Annotated in this window: 21 protein-coding genes; 2 read left to right on the top strand and 19 right to left on the bottom strand. The window is 72.3% G+C overall.

Annotated elements, in window-relative coordinates:
- From F8279_RS10020 to proS, 12 genes are all read right to left on the bottom strand, one after another.
- Positions 1-324: a DUF2469 domain-containing protein gene (locus tag F8279_RS10020; RefSeq protein WP_011905215.1), complete on the bottom strand. Its 324-nt coding sequence runs from the start codon at positions 322-324 to the stop codon at positions 1-3.
- Positions 321-1202: a ribonuclease HII gene (locus F8279_RS10015; RefSeq protein WP_151499771.1), complete on the bottom strand. Its 882-nt coding sequence runs from the start codon at positions 1200-1202 to the stop codon at positions 321-323. Before F8279_RS10015 ends, F8279_RS10020 begins: the two co-directional genes overlap by 4 nt.
- Entirely contained in the window at positions 1196-1663 is a 468-nt protein-coding gene (locus F8279_RS10010; protein WP_151499770.1) for an NUDIX hydrolase, read from the bottom strand. The genes F8279_RS10015 and F8279_RS10010 overlap by 7 nt, the downstream gene beginning before the upstream one ends.
- 90 nt (positions 1664-1753) lie before the next feature.
- Entirely contained in the window at positions 1754-2386 is a 633-nt protein-coding gene (lepB, locus tag F8279_RS10005; RefSeq protein WP_120571172.1) for a signal peptidase I, read from the bottom strand.
- A complete protein-coding gene (lepB, locus tag F8279_RS10000) occupies positions 2383-3264 on the bottom strand; it encodes a signal peptidase I (RefSeq protein WP_091419588.1) in 882 nt (293 codons plus the stop codon). Before lepB (F8279_RS10000) ends, lepB (F8279_RS10005) begins: the two co-directional genes overlap by 4 nt.
- Positions 3265-3432: 168 nt before the next feature.
- Positions 3433-3792 (bottom strand): 50S ribosomal protein L19, encoded by a 360-nt coding sequence (rplS, locus tag F8279_RS09995; RefSeq protein WP_091419585.1) that lies wholly within the window; start codon positions 3790-3792, stop codon positions 3433-3435.
- Between the two features lie 143 nt (positions 3793-3935).
- Complete coding sequence (gene trmD, locus F8279_RS09990; protein ID WP_091419583.1) at positions 3936-4724, bottom strand: tRNA (guanosine(37)-N1)-methyltransferase TrmD; 789 nt, start codon at positions 4722-4724, stop codon at positions 3936-3938.
- 27 nt (positions 4725-4751) lie between these two features.
- Entirely contained in the window at positions 4752-5291 is a 540-nt protein-coding gene (gene rimM, locus F8279_RS09985) for a ribosome maturation factor RimM (RefSeq protein WP_091419580.1), read from the bottom strand.
- A complete protein-coding gene (locus tag F8279_RS09980; protein ID WP_030500803.1) occupies positions 5291-5551 on the bottom strand; it encodes an RNA-binding protein in 261 nt (86 codons plus the stop codon). The genes rimM and F8279_RS09980 overlap by 1 nt, the downstream gene beginning before the upstream one ends.
- A complete protein-coding gene (gene rpsP / locus F8279_RS09975) occupies positions 5526-5987 on the bottom strand; it encodes a 30S ribosomal protein S16 (protein WP_091419578.1) in 462 nt (153 codons plus the stop codon). Before rpsP ends, F8279_RS09980 begins: the two co-directional genes overlap by 26 nt.
- 242 nt (positions 5988-6229) lie before the next feature.
- Positions 6230-6898, bottom strand: a complete 669-nt coding sequence (locus tag F8279_RS09970; RefSeq protein ID WP_091419575.1) for a DUF402 domain-containing protein — start codon at positions 6896-6898, stop codon at positions 6230-6232.
- 1 nt (position 6899) lies between these two features.
- Positions 6900-8306: a proline--tRNA ligase gene (gene proS / locus F8279_RS09965; protein WP_151499769.1), complete on the bottom strand. Its 1407-nt coding sequence runs from the start codon at positions 8304-8306 to the stop codon at positions 6900-6902.
- Between the two features lie 69 nt (positions 8307-8375).
- On the opposite strand from proS, the gene F8279_RS09960 reads away from it, so the two are divergent.
- Positions 8376-8903 (top strand): hypothetical protein, encoded by a 528-nt coding sequence (locus F8279_RS09960; protein WP_151499768.1) that lies wholly within the window; start codon positions 8376-8378, stop codon positions 8901-8903.
- A gap of 25 nt (positions 8904-8928) precedes the next feature.
- Entirely contained in the window at positions 8929-9522 is a 594-nt protein-coding gene (locus F8279_RS09955; protein WP_151499767.1) for a TetR/AcrR family transcriptional regulator, read from the top strand.
- A gap of 25 nt (positions 9523-9547) precedes the next feature.
- Here F8279_RS09955 and F8279_RS09950 read toward each other — a convergent pair whose 3' ends face one another.
- The 7 genes from F8279_RS09950 to F8279_RS09920 all read right to left on the bottom strand — a co-directional run bounded on the left by F8279_RS09950 (position 9548) and on the right by F8279_RS09920 (position 17991).
- Positions 9548-10627: an amidohydrolase family protein gene (locus F8279_RS09950; RefSeq protein ID WP_091419565.1), complete on the bottom strand. Its 1080-nt coding sequence runs from the start codon at positions 10625-10627 to the stop codon at positions 9548-9550.
- 18 nt (positions 10628-10645) lie between these two features.
- Positions 10646-11224 (bottom strand): Uma2 family endonuclease, encoded by a 579-nt coding sequence (locus tag F8279_RS09945; protein WP_151499766.1) that lies wholly within the window; start codon positions 11222-11224, stop codon positions 10646-10648.
- Between the two features lie 67 nt (positions 11225-11291).
- Positions 11292-12845: a signal recognition particle protein gene (ffh, locus tag F8279_RS09940; RefSeq protein ID WP_091419559.1), complete on the bottom strand. Its 1554-nt coding sequence runs from the start codon at positions 12843-12845 to the stop codon at positions 11292-11294.
- Positions 12846-12959: 114 nt separating this feature from the next.
- Positions 12960-15224, bottom strand: coding sequence for a [protein-PII] uridylyltransferase (locus F8279_RS09935; protein ID WP_151499765.1), 2265 nt, complete (start codon positions 15222-15224; stop codon positions 12960-12962).
- A gap of 17 nt (positions 15225-15241) precedes the next feature.
- Positions 15242-15580, bottom strand: coding sequence for a P-II family nitrogen regulator (locus F8279_RS09930; RefSeq protein WP_013284578.1), 339 nt, complete (start codon positions 15578-15580; stop codon positions 15242-15244).
- A 25-nt stretch (positions 15581-15605) separates the two neighbouring features.
- A complete protein-coding gene (locus F8279_RS09925) occupies positions 15606-16961 on the bottom strand; it encodes an ammonium transporter (RefSeq protein WP_151499763.1) in 1356 nt (451 codons plus the stop codon).
- A 166-nt stretch (positions 16962-17127) separates the two neighbouring features.
- The gene (locus F8279_RS09920) at positions 17128-17991 is read right to left on the bottom strand and encodes an aminoglycoside phosphotransferase family protein (RefSeq protein WP_175438700.1); all 864 of its coding nucleotides are present in this window, start codon (positions 17989-17991) and stop codon (positions 17128-17130) included.
- Between the last annotated feature and the right edge of the window lie 6 nt (positions 17992-17997).

The following is a 17997-nucleotide window of genomic DNA, read 5'->3' as shown; positions in this document are numbered from 1 at the left end:
TCAGCTCCCGAATCCGGAATCTGCGGGAAGCGAGATGTCGGGCTTTTCGAGCTCTTCCACATTGACGTCCTTGAACGTCATCACTCGAACATTCTTGACGAAACGGGCAGGGCGGTACATGTCCCACACCCAGGCGTCGTGCATCTCGACCTCGAAGTAGACCTCGCCGTCGGAGTTGCGCACGTGCAGGTCGACCTGGTTGGCCAGGTAGAAACGGCGCTCGGTCTCCACCACGTAGGAGAACTGGCGGACGATGTCCCGGTACTCCCGGTAGAGCTGCAGCTCCATCTCGGTCTCGTACTTTTCGAGATCTTCCGCGCTCATCGCACTCCGCCTTCCATGACCACATCTTCCCCCACCGGCGCCGGAGGTCGCGGCTGCTCGCCCAACGCCACGCCGACGGTACCCCCTGACGCGCCGCAGTGCCCCATCGGCTCGTCCGGGCGGCCGGCGAACGCGCCGGGCCCGAGACCCGGCAGCCCGGCCGCGGGCTCGGGTGGCGCCGTACCGGTGCCGTCGCCCGCCGGGCGGCGGGCGCGGGGAGGCCGACCGTCCCGTCCGGAGACGGTGGCCACGTTCACGTACGAGAAGCGGTGTTCCCGGCAGGGCCCGAGCGTGCGCAGGGCGGCGCTGTGCTCGGCGGTGATGTAGCCCTTGTGCTCGGCGAAGCCGTAGCCGGGGAACCGCCCGTCCAGTTCCACCATGATTCGGTCCCGGGTGACCTTGGCCAGCACGCTCGCCGCCGCCACACATGCGGCCACCCGGTCGCCCTTCCAGACCGCCAGGCCCGGCACGTCCAGCCCGTCGACGCCGAAGCCGTCGGTCAGCACGTACTCCGGGCGGGTGGTGAGCGAGGCGAGCGCCCGGCGCATCGCGGCGAGGTTGCACACGTGCAGCCCGCGGGCGTCCACCTCCTCGGCCGGGATGACCACCACGGCGTACGCCAGGGCCCGTGCCACCACCTCGTCGTAGACACGCTCGCGGGCGGCGGGGGTGAGCAGCTTCGAGTCGGCCAGCTCGTCGATCTCGCCGCGCCGGCCCTCGGGCAGGATCGCGGCGGCGGCCACGAGCGGCCCGGCGCAGGCGCCTCGACCGGCCTCGTCGGCGCCCGCCACGTGCCGGAAGCCGCGCCGTTGCAGGGCCCGCTCCAGCGCGTAGAGGCCCCCGTCGCGGCGCACCACGGTGCGCGGCGGGGTCAGCATGCGCCGCCTCCCGTCAGCACGGCGCCGAGCCGGCCGGGCAGGTCCGGCGGGTAGTAGCGCTCCGCGGAGGCGGCCAGGTCGGCGACCGGCCACCAGCGGTGCCCGTGCACGCTCGCCCGTTCGACGTCGTTGAAGCCGGCCGTGTCGACCTCCCAGCCCGTCACCCGGACCAGGTAGAACTGCTGATCCTGGCGGTACCAGACGCCGTCGAACGGGAACTCGACGGTCTCCGACCAGACCGGCGCGCCCAGCTCGGCCGGGGCCAGCCGCAGGCCGGTCTCCTCGGCCAGCTCCCGGGCGGCGCCGTCGGCCGGGGACTCCCCCGGGTCGAGCCCGCCGCCGGGGGTGAACCAGTAGCGGTGACCCGGCCGGGCCGGATCACTGCCCTGGAAGAGCAGCACCCGGTCGGACGCGTCGACCAGCAGCACCCGGGCCGCGCGACGAGGGGTGTAGACGGTCACCGCACCAGCCTGCCAGACGCCTGCGACGAACGACCACGCCGTCCCGCCGCCGAGGCGGGGCCGGCGTGCCGGCGCGTGGCGCGGGCCTGCTCAGGGATTGGGGATCCCGTCGAACTGCTCGGGGACGCTGAGCCAGGTCGCGCGGCTGACCGGCCAGAAGATGGTGAAGGCCCGGCCGACGACCTCGCCCTCGGGGATGGTGGCGACGTTGATGTCCTCGCCCGACTGCTGCCAGTGCTCCAGCGAGTCGCCGGACGCCTCCCGGTGGTCACCCATGACCCACAGGCGCCCCTTCGGCACCGTGACGTCGAAGTCCTGGTCGGCGGGCTTGTTGCCGGGGAAGATGAACGGCTCGTCGATCGGCTTGCCGTTGATGACCAGCCGCTCCTGACCACCGGTGCGGTCGCAGCAGACCACGTGATCGCCGCCGACGCCGATCACCCGCTTGATGAAGTCCTCGCCGTCGGGGTTGCCGCTCCACTCGGTGGGCGCCTTGAAGACGATCACCTCGCCCCGGTGCGGCGAGCGGAAGTCGTAGACCAGCTTGTTGACAAGCACCCGATCGTCGATCTTGAGGGTGTTCTCCATGGACGGCGACGGGATGAAGAAGGTCTGCAGCACGAAGGCACGCACCAGCACCGCGACCAGGATCGCCACGCCCAGGAGGATGGGCAGCTCCTTCCAGAAGGAGCTGCGGGGCTTCTCGGTCTGCTCGTCGATCACGGGAGGAGCCTACGTCGCCGGGTACGGCGCGGTCGCCCCGAACCCGCCAGAACGGTGAGCGTCGCCGCGACCGGGAGGATCAGGACGACGCCGCCGACCGGGTCGGGATCCACCGGCACCGGCCCCGCGGGCGCGGCGTCCGCGCGGGGCACGCTGGTGAACGTCTCCGGTACGGGCAGACTGGTCCACCGCTGCGACGGCCAGACGATCATGAAGGCGCGGCCGACCACGTTCTCGATCGGCACCGGCCCCTGACATCGGGCGTCCTGCGAGACCAGCCGGTGGTCACCCATCACGAAGATCTGCCCCGGTGGCACCACCACCTCGGTGAACTGCCGGGACCGGCACTCCTTGGGATTGGGCGGCAGCTCGACCGGGGAGTCCTCGGAAACGTACGCCTGCTCGTCCAGCGGCACCCCGTTGACCACCACCCGGCCGTCGTCGCAGCACCAGATCTTGTCGCCGGGCACGCCGATGACGCGCTTGATGAAGTCCTTCTCGCCGGGGCGGCTGACCCCCACCAGGTCGCCGAGCGTACGGCCGACCCGGCCGGCGAAGTTGGCCGGCGGCGCGGGCGCCTCCTGGGCGACCCAACGGTCGGTGCCCCGGAACACCACGACCTCGCCGCGGACCGGGTCGCGGACGTCGTAGACGACCTTGTTGACGAGCACCCGGTCGCCGACGAGCAGCGTGTTCTCCATCGACCCGGAGGGGATGAAGAACGCCTGGAGCAGGAACGTACGGATCAGCACGGCGAGGCAGAACGCCACGATCAGCAGCAGCGGCAACTCCTGCCAGAGCGGCATCTGGCGGCGGCCACGGCGGGCCCGCCGGCGCCAGGGATCGACGGCACCGTCCTCGTCAACCATCTGCACCATGCCACTCTCCGGTCCGCGGAAACGACACTACCGCCCGGGAGTCCCCTCGGAGACCCCACGGGCGGTAGTGGACCGTTTCGCACCGTCCGGCTGCGCCCGTACCGACCAGGGTAGTGCGATCTGGTCGATACGACATCCGCGCAGCTCGGGCGGCGTGGCGAACGAGAATCAGTTCGCCGGCTGCTTCTCCCGCAGCTCCTTGATCTTGGCCTTCTTGCCCCGCAGCTCGCGCAGGTAGTAGAGCTTGGCGCGACGCACGTCACCGCGGGTCACGACCTCGATCCGGTCGATGCCGGGGCCGTTGAGCGGGTAGGTCCGCTCCACGCCGACGCCGAAGCTGACCTTGCGGACCGAGAAGGTCTCGCGCAGACCGTCACCCTGGCGGCGGATGACGACGCCCTGGAAGATCTGGACCCGGGACCGGGCGCCCTCGACGACTCGCGCGTGCACCTTGACGGTGTCACCGGCACGGAAGTCGGGCAGGTCGGTACGCTTCGACTGGGCGTCAAGGGCGTCCAGGATGTTCATCGCTGCGTCCTCGTGAGGCTCACGGCGCATCGTCAGTCGATGCGCGAACGGGTGATTCTGACCCCCGGGTGGTGACCGGCGAGGCCGGCCCCGGTCGAGGGTCCTCGCAACCGCCCACGGCGTGGACGGATGCGGCAACCCCTCTACTTTGCCACATGCCCCGGTGGCGAGGAAAATCCGCCCCGGTCCAGCGTCGCCCGGTCCCGCTTGTCGAGCGTCTCCGGGTTCAGCGCGCCGATCATGTCGGGGCGCCGGGCGGCGGTCCGCAGCAGCGACTCGTCCCGCCGCCAGCGGTCGATCCGGGCGTGGTCGCCGGAGCGCAGCACCTCGGGCACGTCCAGCCCGCGCCAGCTCGCCGGCTTGGTGTAGAGGGGGGCCTCCAGCAGCCCGTGCGCGTGCGACTCCTCGTCCAGCGACCCGGCGTTGCCGAGCACACCGGGCAGCAGCCGGGTGACCGCCTCGAGGATCACCAGCACGGCCACCTCGCCGCCGAACAGCACGTAGTCGCCGAGGGAGACCTCGGTCACCGGCATCCGGGTCGCGGCGTGGTCCAGCACCCGCTGGTCGATGCCCTCGTACCGGCCGCAGGCGAACAGCAGGTGCGACTCGGCGGCCAGCTCGTGCGCCAGGGCCTGGGTGAACGGGACGCCCGCGGGCGACGGCACGAGCAGCCGGGGCAGCGTGTGCCCGTCCGGGCTCAGCTCACCGGGCGCCAGCGCGTCCAGCGCCTCACCCCACGGCTCCGGACGCATGACCATGCCCGGACCGCCGCCGTAGGGCGTGTCGTCGACGGTGCGGTGCACGTCGTGGGTCCAGGTCCGCAGATCGTGTACGGCCAGCCGCAGCGTGCCGTTCGCCCGGGCCTTGCCGATGAGCGACAGGTCGAGCGGGGCGAAGTACTCGGGGAAGATCGACACGATGTCGACGCGCATGCGGTGGCTCCAGCCGGAGGTCGAGAGCTAGAGGTCGAGCAGGCCGCCGGGCAGGTCGACGACGACGCGACCGCCGGCCAGATCCACCTCGGGCACGATCGCCTTGACGAACGGGACCAGCGCGGCACGCCCCTCGGGGCGCCGCAGCACCAGCATGTCGGACGCGGGCGCGTGGTCGATGCGGGTGACCTCGCCCACGTGCTCCCCGTCCCGGGTGACCACGGTGAGCCCGACCAGCTGGTGGTCGTGGAACTCCTCCGGGTCCTCCGGCGGGGCGACGTCGGCGCTGTCCACGCCGAGCAGCGTGTTGCGCAGCGCCTCGGCGACGTCCCGGCCCAGTACGCCCTCGAAGACGACGAGCAGGCGCCCCTGGTGCCAGCGGGCCGACTCGACGGTGAGCGTCGGCGGCACCCGCCAGGCGCCGGGCTCCGACGGGGTGACCCCCGGCTCGGTGGTCAACACCGAACCGGGGGCGAACCGTGCTTCGGGCTCGTCGGTACGCACCTCCACGGTGACCTCACCGCGGATGCCGTGCGGCTTACCGATCCGGCCTACGACGAGAAGCATCAGTACGAGTCGACGATGTCGACGCGTACCCCACGCCCGCCGATGGAGCCGATCACCTGGCGCAGCGCCTTGGCGGTCCGGCCGGACCGCCCGATCACCGTGCCGAGGTCCTCGGGGTGCACGCGGACTTCGAGGCGCTTGCCCCGACGCGAGTCGACCATGCGCACCCGGACGTCGTCCGGGTGGTCGACGATCCCCTTGACCAGGTGCTCCAGGGCGGGACGCAGCGCCATGTCAGGCCTGCTCGCCGGACTCGGCACCGGTCTGCTCCTCGGCCTTCGGCGCCTCGGCCTCCGGCTTGGCGGCCTCCGGCTTCGCGGCCTTCTTGGCCGGCTTGGCCGGGGTGTCCGCCACGCCGGCGGCGGCCTTCGCCTCGGCCTCGTACGCCGCCTTGCGGTCGGCCCGCTCGGGGGCGACCTTCAGCGGCGGCGGGGCCGGCAGGCCCTTGAACTTCTGCCAGTCACCGGTCAGCTCCAGCAGGCGCTGCACGGCCTCGCTCGGCTGAGCGCCGACCGACAGCCAGTACTGGACCCGCTCCGACTTGACCTCGATCACCGAAGGGTCTTCCTTCGGCTGGTACACACCGACGAACTCGATCGCGCGACCGTCACGCTTGGTGCGCGAGTCGGCGATGACGATGCGGTACTGCGGGTTGCGGATCTTGCCCATCCGCAGGAGCCGGATCTTTACGGCCACAGTTGTTTCGCTCCTGTTGCGATCTCACCGGCCCGTACGGGCGGTGTGGCGGGTGAGCGCCGACCGGCACAGTGGGGTTTGGGCCGGAGACTGCTCGGTGAACTGGCGACGCGCCCGGGTTAGAGGGCGCCGGACGCGCGCCGGATACCAGCGGTCCATTCTGCCAGATGCGGCCCGGAACTCTCACACCGGACCCGGACATCACGCCCGGGGCGGGTCGGGCCGTGACGGAGGACACCGGTTCAGCGCACCGGCGGGCGGTCCCAGCCCGGGGGGAGTTCGTCCGGTACGTCCCATTCCGCAGGTGGGACGAAGTCGCACCAGGTGCCGTCGAACGGGAACTCGCCCGCCTCGGCGATCCGGATCACCCGCTCGCCCTCGGCGCGTACCGCCTTCTCGTCGGCCACCCAGTAGTGCTCCGGGAACGCCAGCCGCTCGGCGAACTCGTCCTCGTCCTTCCACTCCCAGCTCAGGTCCGGGTACACCACCACGTCGAGATCCTGGTCGACCATGTCGACGCCGGCCACCGCGCCGTCGTCCCAGCGGACGCCGGGCTCCTCCAGGTTGACGTACCAGTTCTTGAAGCGGCCCGCCGCGTCGCGGAACCACCAGACCGAGTGGGCCGCGCCCGTGGGCAGGAACTTCAGCACCGGCGGCCCGTTCCACAACCCCTGCGCGAGCCGGTAGGACGACGTCACCCACTCGGCGAACGGCACGGCCCGCATGCCCAGGCCGGCGGCCGTCACCTCATGGGCGACGGGCGCTGTCCGCGCCACCCAGAGCAGCAGGCCGCGCTCGTCGTCGGAGACCACGCGGGCCGACCGGACCCAGCCGATCCGGCCGTGCCGCACGTTCCGGTGCAGGATCAGCCGGCCCGGCGCGAACCGGCCGGAAGGATCGCCGGGCCGCACCTCAGTACGCGCGGGCGAGGATCGCCACCAGTTCGGGCTCGTCCTCCGAGTCCGGCACCGAGCCGTCGGCGCGCACCAGGCAGCGGACCGTCACGCCCTGGCCGTTCGCCTCGGCCTCGCCCTCGACGCCGACCGCCGACCAGGGCACCCGCGCCCAGCCGGTGGCGGACGCCTCGATCGCCTCGGCCAGCGTCGACACCTCGACGGTGCGGGACCGGCGGAACTCCAGCGCCTGGTCGTGCAGCGCCCGCTGGTCTGCCTCCAGCGCGGCCAGTACCGCGCCGACCACGTCGGCGACGGGCGTCGGGGCCTTCGAGCCGTCCGTACGCCGAACCACCACGGCGTTGCCGGCGGCCAGGTCACGCGGGCCGACCTCGACGCGCACCGGGTAGCCGCGCAGCTCGGCGTCGACGGCACGGCGACCGAACGCGGTGTCGGTCCGGTCGTCCAGCGCCACCCGGACCCCGGCGTCGCGCAGCGCGTCACAGAGCTTCTGTGCCGCCTCGCCGACACCCTCGCCGTCCTTGACGATCATCACGTACGCCTGGACGGGCGCCAGCTTCGGCGGCACCCGCAGCCCGTTGTCGTCGCCGTGGCACATGATCAGGCCGCCGAGCATCCGCGTGGAGGTGCCCCAGGAGGTGGTCCACGCGTGCTCCCGGCCGCCCTCGGCCGAGGAGTAGCTGATGTCGAACGCCTTGGCGAAGTTCTGGCCCAGCTCGTGGCTGGTGCCCAGCTGGAGCGCCTTGCCGTCGCCCATCATGCCCTCGCACGTGTACGTGGCGGTGGCGCCGGCGAAGCGCTCCCGGGCGGTCTTCAGGCCGACCACCACCGGGATGCCGAGCACGTTGACCATCAGGTCCTCGTACGCCTCGTGCAGGATCCGCCGGGCGTAGGCCCGGGCGTCCTCCCGGGTGGCGTGCGCGGTGTGCCCCTCCTGCCAGAGGAACTCGCTGGTCCGCAGGAAGATCCGCGGGCGCAGCTCCCACCGGACCACGTTGGCCCACTGGTTGAGCAGCAGCGGCAGGTCGCGGTACGAGTCGATCCACTTGGCCATGAACTCGCCGATGACCGTCTCGCTCGTGGGGCGGACCACCACCGGCTCGGCGAGCTGCTTGCCGCCACCGTGGGTGACCACTGCCAGCTCGGGCGAGAAGCCCTCGACGTGCTCGGCCTCCCGCTTGAGGTAGCTCTCCGGGATGAACAGCGGGAAGTACGCGTTCTCCGCGCCGGCCGCCTTGATCCGGGCGTCCATCTCGGCCTGCATCCGCTCCCAGATGGCGTAGCCGGCCGGTCGGATCACCATGGTCCCCCGGACCGGGCCGTTGTCGGCCAGCTTCGCCTTGGCGATCAGGTCCTGGTACCAGCGGGGAAAGTCCTCCGCACGGGGAGTGAGCACGCGTGCCATGACCGCACATCCTATGCGTCCCGTGACGGGTCGCCGCAGCCGGGCGCGCCCGCACTACCATCTGCCGTCATGCTCTCCCCCAGCCCCGACCCGGCGCCGGCGCTGGCCCCGCTCGCCGCCCGATGGGTGGCCTGGGTGGCCGCCCACCGCCAGCCGGTCAACCCGCTCAAGGACACGACCGGCCGGCACGGCGGGCGCCACCAGCCCGACGACGTGTGGTTCCTCGCCGGCACGCAGGGCGGCGGGGTCGCCCGGCGTTGCGTGGTACCGGCGGGTCGCCCCCTGTTCTTCCCGGCGATCTGCTGCTGGCGGGTCGGCCGCCGGGACGGCCCGGTCGCGCCGATGTCGGACGCCGGCGGGCACGCCGAACTGGACGGGGTCGCGGTGCCGGTACGGCCGGCGGGCTCCCCCGCCTCGTTCCCGGTACGGGGGTTCTTCAACAACGTCGTCACCGCGTGGCCGTGGCCGGTGCACGTCTCCTGCTGGGGCCTGTGGGGTCTGGTGCCGCCACCCGCGCGGGGGACGCACCACCTGACCTTCGGCGGCCACGACGGAACGTTCCGGGTCGAGGCGGAGTACGAACTCGAGGTGCGCTGACGAGCGCCCGTAGACTTCGATCACCATGCCTAAGCCGAGGAACGTCACACCGGTGCGCGAGTCGATCGTCGACGCCGCCCGCTCGCTGACCGTCACGACCGGCTGGGCCCGGCTCCGGATGGGCGCCGTCGCGAGCGCGGCCGGGGTGAGCCGGCAGACGGTCTACAACGAGTTCGGCAGCAAGGCGGGCCTGGGCGAGGCGCTGGCCCGGCACGAGGTGGACCGGTTCGTCGGCCAGGTCCGGTCCGCGCTCGACGAGCACGACTCCGACGTACGCGCGGCCGCCTACGCCGCGATCCACCGCACCCTCGCCTCGGCGGCCGAGAACCCGCTGGTCCGGGCGGTGCTGACCAGCACCCGGGGCGGCTCGGAGGAGTTGCTGCCGTACCTGACCACCCGGTCCGAACTGGTGCTCGCCGAGGCCGCGGCGGCGCTGCTGGAGTGGACCGGGCACCGCCTGCCGGGCGCCGACCCGGCCGCGCTGGCGTTCGCGGCGGACAGCGTCGTACGCCTGGTGGTGAGTCACATCGTGCTGCCGGGCGGCCCGGTCGACGAGACCGCCGACCGGCTGGCCGACCTGGCGGTGCGGCTGTTCCTGACGGCGGCGACGACCCGCTAGGGCCGCCGACGCCGAGGGCGGCCGGTCAGCGGACGACCCGGCCGCGCAGCACGATCCGGCTGGGCGCCCGGACCACGCGCAGGTCACGGCGCGGATCCTCGGGGTAGACCACCAGGTCGGCGAGGCCGCCCTCGACCAGCCCGGGGAAGCCGAGCCACTCGCGGGCCCGCCAGGAGGCGGCGGCGAGCACGTCGAACGCGGACATCCCGGCCTGCTCGTGCAGCAGGAGCATCTCCTCGGCCGCGAGCCCGTGGTCGATGCCGCCACCGGCGTCGGTGCCGACGTAGATCGGCACGCCCGCCTCGTGCGCGGCGCGCACCACCTCGGGGAAGCGGTCGCGCAGCGCGAGCATGTGGTCGGCGTACCCGGGAAACTTGGGCCGGGCCTGCTCCGCGATGTGGCCGAAGGTCTTGATGTTGATCATCGTAGGGACGAGCGCGGTGCCCTGCCGGGCCATCAGGTCGATCAGGTCGAGGCTCAGCCCGGTGCCGTGCTCCACCGAGTCCACCCCGGCCCGCACCATGATCTCCACGGCCGACTCGGAGAACGTGTGCACCGCCGCGCGTACCCCGGCCGCGTGCGCTGCGGCGACCGCCGCGGTCATGGTGTCCTCGTCCCAGGCCGGTGCCAGGTCGCCCACACCGCGATCGATCCAGTCGCCGACCAGCTTGACCCAGCCGTTGCCGGCCGCGGCCTGCGCGGCGACGGTCTCAGCCACCTCCGCCGCCCCGACCTCCACGCCGATGTCGCGCAGGTAGCGCTTGGGCGGCGCGACGTGCCGGCCCGCGCGGGCCAGTCGCGGCAGGTCCGGCTCGTCCTCCAGTTCGGGGTACGGGTACGGCGAACCGGCGTCGCGGATCGCCAGCACGCCCGCGTCCCGGTCGATCCGGGCCAGCTCCCGGGCCTGGTCGAGCGAGGTGATCGGGCTGCCGCCGCGGGCGATGCCGATGTGGCAGTGCGCGTCGGTCAGGCCGGGAAGGACGAAGCCGCCGTCGGCCACCGTCTCGGCGCCGGGCACCGGTTCGAATGTCACCCGGTCGCCGACCAGCCAGACGTCCCGGACCTCGTCGTCGGGAAGGAACACACCGCGCACGTGCAGAGCCATGTGCACAGTCCTACCCGATCAGTCCTCCTCGCCGGCGAGGAGGTCGTTGCGGCGCGCGGTCAGCGCCGGCAGATCGACCGAGACCTTCCACGGCCGCTCGGTGACGAACAGGTCCTCGGCCTGACTGACCTGCTTGTACTCGCGATTGACGCCGAGCACGTACTCGGTCAGCGTGATCTTCTCCTTGACCGGGTCGAGCACCCAGTAGGAACGGACACCTGCGTGCGCGTAGACCCTGGCCTTGTCGTACATGTCGCGGAAGGTGGAGGTCGGCGAGATGACCTCGACGGCGAGCACCGCGTCCTCGACCGGCAACGGGCTCCGGTTGGCGTTGCCCCGCACGACCGCGACGACGTCCGGCCGGGGCTCGTTACGGTGGTCGACCCGCATCGACAGGTCGATCCCGACCTGGTACTCCTTCGGGCAGTTGACGCGGAGCGCGAGCAGCAACTCGACACACATGTCCTGGTGCAGCAGAGTGGGCGACGGCACGATCAACCTTCCGTTGATCAGTTCGTACGGAAGGTCCTTGGGCAGCTCGCCCAGGTCGTCGACCGTCCACTCGTGCCGCTCCGGCAGGATCGGGGCCGCGGTCATTGACATCTCCTTCCAGGGGGCGACATCACCCTAAGAGAGAGCGACGTCGCCCACCGTCACCGACACGCTAGCGCGGACCCTTGTCGCCGCCCTTGCCGAGCTTGTTGAAGTCGATCTTCGGGAGCTTGAAGCCCGGCGGCAGGCCCTGCCCACCGGCCAGGTCACCCGGGTCCAGGCCCGGCGGGAGCTGCGGCATGCCGCCCGGGAAGCCGCCCGGCATCCCGGCGCCGGTACGCGGCCGCCCGCCACCCTTGGTGCCCTTGCGCTTGTTCTTCGGCGACTTGGTCGCCTTGCGCCGGCCGCCGCCGGGCAGGCCCATCATGCCGCCCATCTGCTTCATCATCTTCTGCGCGTCGGCGAAGCGGTTGAGCAGCTGGTTGACGTCCATGACGGTGACGCCGGAGCCGCCCGCGATCCGGGCCCGGCGGGAGCCGTTGATGATCTTCGGGTTGGTGCGCTCGGCCGGGGTCATCGACCGGATGATCGCGGTGACCCGGTCGAAGTGCTTGTCGTCCAGCTCGGCGAGCTGGTCCTTCATCTGCCCCATGCCCGGCATCATGGCCAGCACGTTGGCGATCGGACCCATCCGCCGGACCGCGATGAGCTGATCGAGGAAGTCCTCCAGCGTGAAGGTCTCCCCGCCCATCAGCTTGGCGGTCATCTTCTCCTTCTGATCGGAGTCGAAGGCCGCCTCGGCCTGCTCGATCAGGGTGAGGACGTCGCCCATGCCGAGGATCCGGCTGGCCATCCGGTCGGGGTGGAAGACGTCGAAGTCCTCCAGCTTCTCGCCGGTGGAGGCGAACAGGATCGGCTGGCCGGTGACCTGGCGGACGGAGAGCGCGGCGCCACCGCGGGCGTCGCCGTCGAGCTTGGACAGCACCACGCCGGTGATGCCCACGCCGTCGCGGAACGCCTCGGCGGTGCGCACGGCGTCCTGACCGACCATCGCGTCGATGACGAAGATGACCTCGTCGGGCTGGACCGCGTCGCGGATGTTCGCGGCCTGCTGCATCATCTCGGTGTCGATACCGAGCCGGCCGGCGGTGTCGACGATGACGATGTCCCGGGCGGCGCGGCGGGCGTGCTCGATCGAGTCGCGGGCCACCTGCACCGGGTCGCCGACGCCGTTGCCGGGCGCCGGGGCGTACACCTCGACGCCGGCCCGGCCACCGAGCACCTGGAGCTGCCCGACGGCGTTGGGACGCTGGAGGTCGGCGGCGACGAGCAGCGGCTGGTGGCCCTGGCTCTTGAGCCAGCGGGCCAGCTTGCCGGCGAGCGTCGTCTTGCCGGAGCCCTGGAGGCCGGCCAGCATGATCACCGTCGGCGGGTTCTTGGCGAACTGGAGCCGCCGCCCCTCGCCGCCGAGGACGTTGATCAGCTCCTCGTTGACGATCTTGACGATCTGCTGCGCCGGGTTGAGCGCCTGGGAGACCTCGGCGCTCCGCGCCCGCTCCTTGACGTTCGCGATGAAGCCCTTGACCACCGGCAGGGCGACGTCGGCCTCCAGCAACGCCATCCGGATCTCGCGCGCGGTGGCGTCGATGTCGGCGTCGGTGAGCCGGCCCTTGCCGCGGAGCTTGGTGAAGATCCCGGACAGGCGGTCACTCAAGGTGTCAAACACGCGAACATCCCGTTTGTCGTTTTCGGCGGGCACATGCTGCCGGGCCGGTGGTCCAGCCCACCGTTAGGGTAGCCCGCCGCCCACCCGCCCGCTCCGGCCCGGCGGCTCGTTCCGCTACACGGCGGCGAGCACGGCGGCCTCGATCCGGGCCCGTTCCTCGTCCGAGGGCCAGCCGCCGACCAGGTAGAACGCGTCCACCACGTCACCGCCGAGCGTCGAGATCCGGGCCGCCCGCACCTGGGCGCCCGCGTCGTCCAGCGCGCAGGTGACCCGGTACAGCAGCCCGGCCGCGTCGGCCGCCCGCAGCTCCAGCAGAACCGCGTCGGTGGCCGCCTCCCGGTGCCAGACCACCCGCGGCGCGGCGCCCTGGCTGCGCGCGGCCAGGGCCCGCCCGCGCAGCCGCTGGATGACCGAGACGTCGCCGCCGACCGCGCGGCGCAGGTCGGCGCTGAGCGCGATCGGCTCCGGGGCCAGCCCGTAGCGCGGCTGCACCCGGCACTCGACCAGGGCCCGGCCGTCGACAGTGGCGGCGTCCGCGGAGATCACCTCCAGGCGGTGCAGCGCCAGGCAGCCGGCGACAGTGGCGAGCAGCCCCCGCCGGTCCGCCGCGGCCACCGACACCCGGTCCTCACCCAGGTGTACGACCGGCAGCGGCCCGGCCACGAGCGCCGGGTCCGGAGCCGGCGGGGCGGGCACCACGCCCGTGTCCAGCGTGGTACGCACCCGGCTCACCAGCTCGGCGATCAGCCGGCCCTTCCAGCCGGACCAGACGGCCGGACCGGTGGCGGCGGCGTCGGCGCGGACCAGGGCGTGCAGCAGTTCCAGCGTGCCGGTGTCACCGACGCGCTCGGCGACCCCGGCGATGGTCTTCGGGTCGGACAGGTCGCGCCGGGTGGCCACGTCGGGCAGCAGCAGGTGCAGCCGGACCAGTGTGCCGATGAGCGCCGCCTCGGCCGGCGGCAGCCCGATCCGGGCGGCGACCGCCTCGGCCAGCGGCGCGCCCACTGTCGAATGGTCGCCGGGTAGCCCTTTGCCGATGTCGTGCAGGAACGCGCCGAGCAGCAGCAGGTCCGGCCGTTCCACGTCGCGGGTGTGCCGGCTCGCCTCGTACGCGGTCTGCACCAGATGCCGGTCGAGCGTGAACCGGTGCACCGGGTTGTGCTGGGGCAGGCTGCGCATCCGCGTCCACTCGGGCAGCCAGCGGTCGATCAGCCCGTACCTGTCGCAGGTCTCCCAGGCGGGCACCAGGCCGGAACCGGCGCCGAGCAGGGTGATCAGCGCGGCGCGGGCCGCCGGCGGCCAGGGCGCGGGCAGCGGCGGGCAGTACGCGGCAAGCCACTCGCAGGTGGCCCGCGCGATCGGCAGCCGGGTGGCGGCGGCAGCGGCGGCCACGCGCAGCGACAGGCTCGGGTCGGGGCGGGCCCCGATGGCGGTGCGGGCGAGCACCAGCTCCCCGTCCTGCTCCACCACGTCCCGGGCGACCGGGCGGCGCAGCGGACGGCCGGGTGCGGCGCGGTGCCGGCCGGAGCGGAGCCGGTCGGCGGCCCGCCAGGCGTCGTCGAGGGCGTGGCTCACCGTGCGGGCGTCGCCGGCCACCAGCCGCAGCAGCGCATCGCCGTCCTCGGCGCCGAGCAGGCGCGCCACGCCGTCGCGTTCCTGGGCGACCAGGCGGTCGACCCGTCGGCCCACCTGCTGGTGCAGCGCGTCGCGGGTGTCCAGCAGCCGCCGGTGTGCCGCGTGCACGGCCGGGCGGAGCGCGTCGGTGACCCCGGCGGTGGCGATGGCGCGCAGGATGCCCACGTCGCGCAGCCCGCCGGCCGCCTCCTTGAGGTCGCCTTCGAGCAGGAAGGCCAGTTCGCCGTGCGCCTCCCAGCGGGCGGCGGTGATCTCGCGCAGGCCGGGGAGCTGGCGGATCGCGGTCCGCCGCCAGTGGTCGGTGGCGGTACGGGAGAGCTGGTCGGTGAGCGCCGGGTCGCCCGCCACGTGCCGGGCGTCGAGCAGGCCGAGGGCGACCTTGACGTCGTCCTGGGCCACCGACAGCGCCTCGGCGACGGTGCGCACCGAGTGGTCCAGCCGCAGCCCGGCGTCCCAGATCGGATACCAGAGCGACGCGGCCAGCTCGTCGATGCCGGGCACCCCCGCGTGCAGCAGCACCAGGTCGAGGTCGCCGTAGGGGGCGCACTGGCGGCGGCCCAGCCCGCCCACCGCGACGAGCGCGACCCCGTCCCGCTCCGGGAAGGCCCGGCACAGCCAGGCGTCGAGCGCGTCGGCTCGCGCGGACCGGGCCGCCACGCCGATGCCCCCGGGTACGCCGACGACCCCGTTGACCACCGCCGCCTGACCCTCGGAAGGGCCGGTGGCAGTGGTCAACGAGGTCATGTCGGCGGATCCGGCGATCAGAGGGCGTCGAGCCCGCGCTCGCCGGTACGCACCCGGACGACCTCCTCGACGCCGGTCACCCAGACCTTGCCGTCGCCGATCTTGCCGGTCCGGGCGGCGCCGACGATCGCGTCCACGATCTTGTCGACGTCCATCTCGTCGGTGAGCACCTCGACCCGGATCTTGGGCAGGAACTCGACCGTGTACTCGGCACCCCGGTAGACCTCGGTGTGCCCCTTCTGCCGGCCGTAGCCCTGGACCTCGCTGACGGTCAGCCCGGCCACGCCGAGTGCGTGCAGGGCCTCCTTCACCGCGTCCAGCTGGTACGGCTTGATGACCGCGGTCACCAGCTTCATGTCCAACCCCTCCATCCCAGGAACGTTAACCGGCGACCTTCTCGCTGACCGGCGCGGACTCGTCGGACTCGACGGCGGGCTCCGCGGTCGACTTGCCGGCGCCGATCCCGGCCATCGCGAACGCGCCACCGCTGCTGCCCGTGGTGGGCGACAGGTCGTAGCCGCTCTCCGCGTGCTCGGCGATGTCGATGCCGTCGACCTCGGCCTCGGCGGAGACCCGCAGGCCGATCGTCTTGTCGATCACGAAGCCCAGGGCGAAGGCGATCACGAAGGAGTAGACGCTGACGATCAGCGCGCTGATCGCCTGCTTGCCGAGCAGCGTGGCGTCGCCGCCGACGAACAGGCCGTCGGTCTCCACCAGCGAGCTGACCGAGGCGGTGCCGAACAGGCCGATCCAGAGGCAGCCGATCCAGCCGCCGACGAAGTGCACGCCCACCACGTCGAGGGAGTCGTCGTAGCCGAGCCGGTACTTCAGACCGACCGCGAGGGCGCAGACCGCACCGGCCACCACGCCCAGCAGCACCGCTGCGGCCGGGGTGATGAACGCACAGGCCGGGGTGATCGCGACCAGGCCGGCGATGGCACCGGACGAGGCGCCGACCAGGGTCGGCTTGCCGTCGCGCAGCCACTCCACCACGATCCAGCCGAGCAGCGCGGCGGCGGTGGCGACCTGGGTGTTGATGAACGCCAGCGCGGTGACCCCGTCGGCGGTCAGCTCGGAGCCGGCGTTGAAGCCGAACCAGCCGAACCACAGCAGCGCGGCGCCGAGGGCGACCATCGGGACGTTGTGCGGCTTCATGCTCTCGCGCGGCCAGCCGACCCGCTTGCCGAGCACCAGCACCAGCGCGAGCGCCGCCGCACCGGCGTTGATGTGCACAGCGGTTCCACCGGCGAAGTCCAGCGCGCCGATGTCGCCGCCGATCAGCCCGCCGCCCCAGACCATGTGGGCGACCGGGAAGTAGACCAGGGTGGCCCAGCCGAACGCGAACAGCAGCCAGCCGGCGAACTTCACCCGGTCGGACAGCGCGCCGCTGATCAGCGCCACGGTGATGACCGCGAACATCATCTGGAAGGCGATGAAGACGTAGATCGGGATACCCGTCTCGCCCCACAGGTCGTTCTCGCCGACGAAGGTCTTGGTGCCCAGGTACTGGCCCAGGTCACCCCAGAACTTGCCGCCCTCGCCGAAGGCGACGGTGAAGCCGTAGAAAAGCCACAGGATGCTGACGAGCCCGATGGACGAGAAGCTCATCATCATCATGTTCAGAACGCCCTTGGACCGGTTCAGGCCGCCGTAGAACAGCGCGAGACCGGGGGTCATGAGCAGCACGAGGGCAGTCGAGACAAGCAACCAGGCAGTGTTCCCGGTGTCGATCTCCACGCTGCCTCCTCTCGTTGTCGTATTCCTCCCTCCGACTGAGACCTGGCAGCATCGCCCGTCAGCCGGTTGCGCGGAAGCTTTGTCGCCGGCTGTTTCCTTCAGCGACACCGCACGATTTCCGACGCGTGACGGGTTGTTTCCGGCGTGTGAAGAACGCCGATCTTGGTCAGCGGAGCGCGTACTCCAGCTGGTGCCGCTCGTAGTCGAGCAGCCGCAGGTCACGCATAGGACGACGCAGGTGACCCTTGTGGACGATCCGGACGAACGCCGGCTCACCGGCCGCGGCCATCCGCCGGATGCCCTCGACGTGGTCGACGATGCGCTTGCGGATGGTCCGGATGAGGCGGTGCCGGTCGCGCGGGATCAGCCCGTACGCGTCGGCGAACAGCCGCAGCCGGCGCGGCCGGTCGGGGTGCTTCCAGCCGAGCGTGACCGAGTCGCGGTCGGAAAAGATCGGCACCCAGGTCCAGGCCGCGTACGCCACGTCGTAGATGCGGGCGCCGGGCGAGGCGAGGTCGAAGTCGATCAGCCCGAGCGTGCCGTCCGGCCGCCAGATCACGTTGTGCGGCGCGGCGTCGTGGTGGCAGATGACCTCGGTGTCCGGCGGGGGCGGCCCGAACGAGCGCCAGACCGCGCCGGGCGGCGGGGTGAAGCCGTACTGCGCGTCGTGGAACATCCGCAGCATGGTGGCCACCGTCACCAGGGCCTCGTCGGTGACCCAGTGCGGGGCCAGCGGGTACTCCCCGCACTCCCCCTCCAGGTACGACAGGACCTCCCGGTTGCGCTCGTCCATGCCGAGCGCCCGGGGCGCGCCGGTGAATCCGACGTACTCCAGGTGGCGCAGCAGCGCGTGCACGGAGGGCGTCCACGGGCCGGCGTTGCGCCGGACCGTGTCTCCCACACGGACCACTGTGCTCACGTTCCCGCCGTGCAGCGGGATCTCCTGCGAAGTCACGTACGGTCTCCCGAGGCGTGGCGACGGGTGGCTGGGGTCGCGCCACCCCGCGTAGGCGCGATCGTCAGTCGTCACGGGAGA

Source organism: Micromonospora sp. AMSO1212t, assembly GCF_008868145.1.
Classification (GTDB): domain Bacteria; phylum Actinomycetota; class Actinomycetes; order Mycobacteriales; family Micromonosporaceae; genus Micromonospora; species Micromonospora tulbaghiae.
The sequence above is the reverse complement of the archived record's forward strand: the minus strand, read 5'-3'. Positions and strand labels throughout refer to the sequence as shown.

Coding starts and splice junctions, on each gene's coding strand:
- F8279_RS10015 (WP_151499771.1), bottom strand. CDS start 1,202: ATGCTGACCCCGCCGCGCACCGTGGTGCGCCGCGACGGGGGCCTCTAC.
- F8279_RS09930 (WP_013284578.1), bottom strand. CDS start 15,580: ATGAAGCTGGTGACCGCGGTCATCAAGCCGTACCAGCTGGACGCGGTG.
- F8279_RS09945 (WP_151499766.1), bottom strand. CDS start 11,224: ATGACCGCGGCCCCGATCCTGCCGGAGCGGCACGAGTGGACGGTCGAC.
- F8279_RS09960 (WP_151499768.1), top strand. CDS start 8,376: ATGCTCTCCCCCAGCCCCGACCCGGCGCCGGCGCTGGCCCCGCTCGCC.
- F8279_RS09950 (WP_091419565.1), bottom strand. CDS start 10,627: ATGGCTCTGCACGTGCGCGGTGTGTTCCTTCCCGACGACGAGGTCCGG.
- F8279_RS09955 (WP_151499767.1), top strand. CDS start 8,929: ATGCCTAAGCCGAGGAACGTCACACCGGTGCGCGAGTCGATCGTCGAC.
- rplS (WP_091419585.1), bottom strand. CDS start 3,792: ATGAACATCCTGGACGCCCTTGACGCCCAGTCGAAGCGTACCGACCTG.
- F8279_RS09935 (WP_151499765.1), bottom strand. CDS start 15,224: ATGACCTCGTTGACCACTGCCACCGGCCCTTCCGAGGGTCAGGCGGCG.
- trmD (WP_091419583.1), bottom strand. CDS start 4,724: ATGCGCGTCGACATCGTGTCGATCTTCCCCGAGTACTTCGCCCCGCTC.
- proS (WP_151499769.1), bottom strand. CDS start 8,306: ATGGCACGCGTGCTCACTCCCCGTGCGGAGGACTTTCCCCGCTGGTAC.
- rimM (WP_091419580.1), bottom strand. CDS start 5,291: ATGCTTCTCGTCGTAGGCCGGATCGGTAAGCCGCACGGCATCCGCGGT.
- F8279_RS10020 (WP_011905215.1), bottom strand. CDS start 324: ATGAGCGCGGAAGATCTCGAAAAGTACGAGACCGAGATGGAGCTGCAG.
- lepB (WP_091419588.1), bottom strand. CDS start 3,264: ATGGTGCAGATGGTTGACGAGGACGGTGCCGTCGATCCCTGGCGCCGG.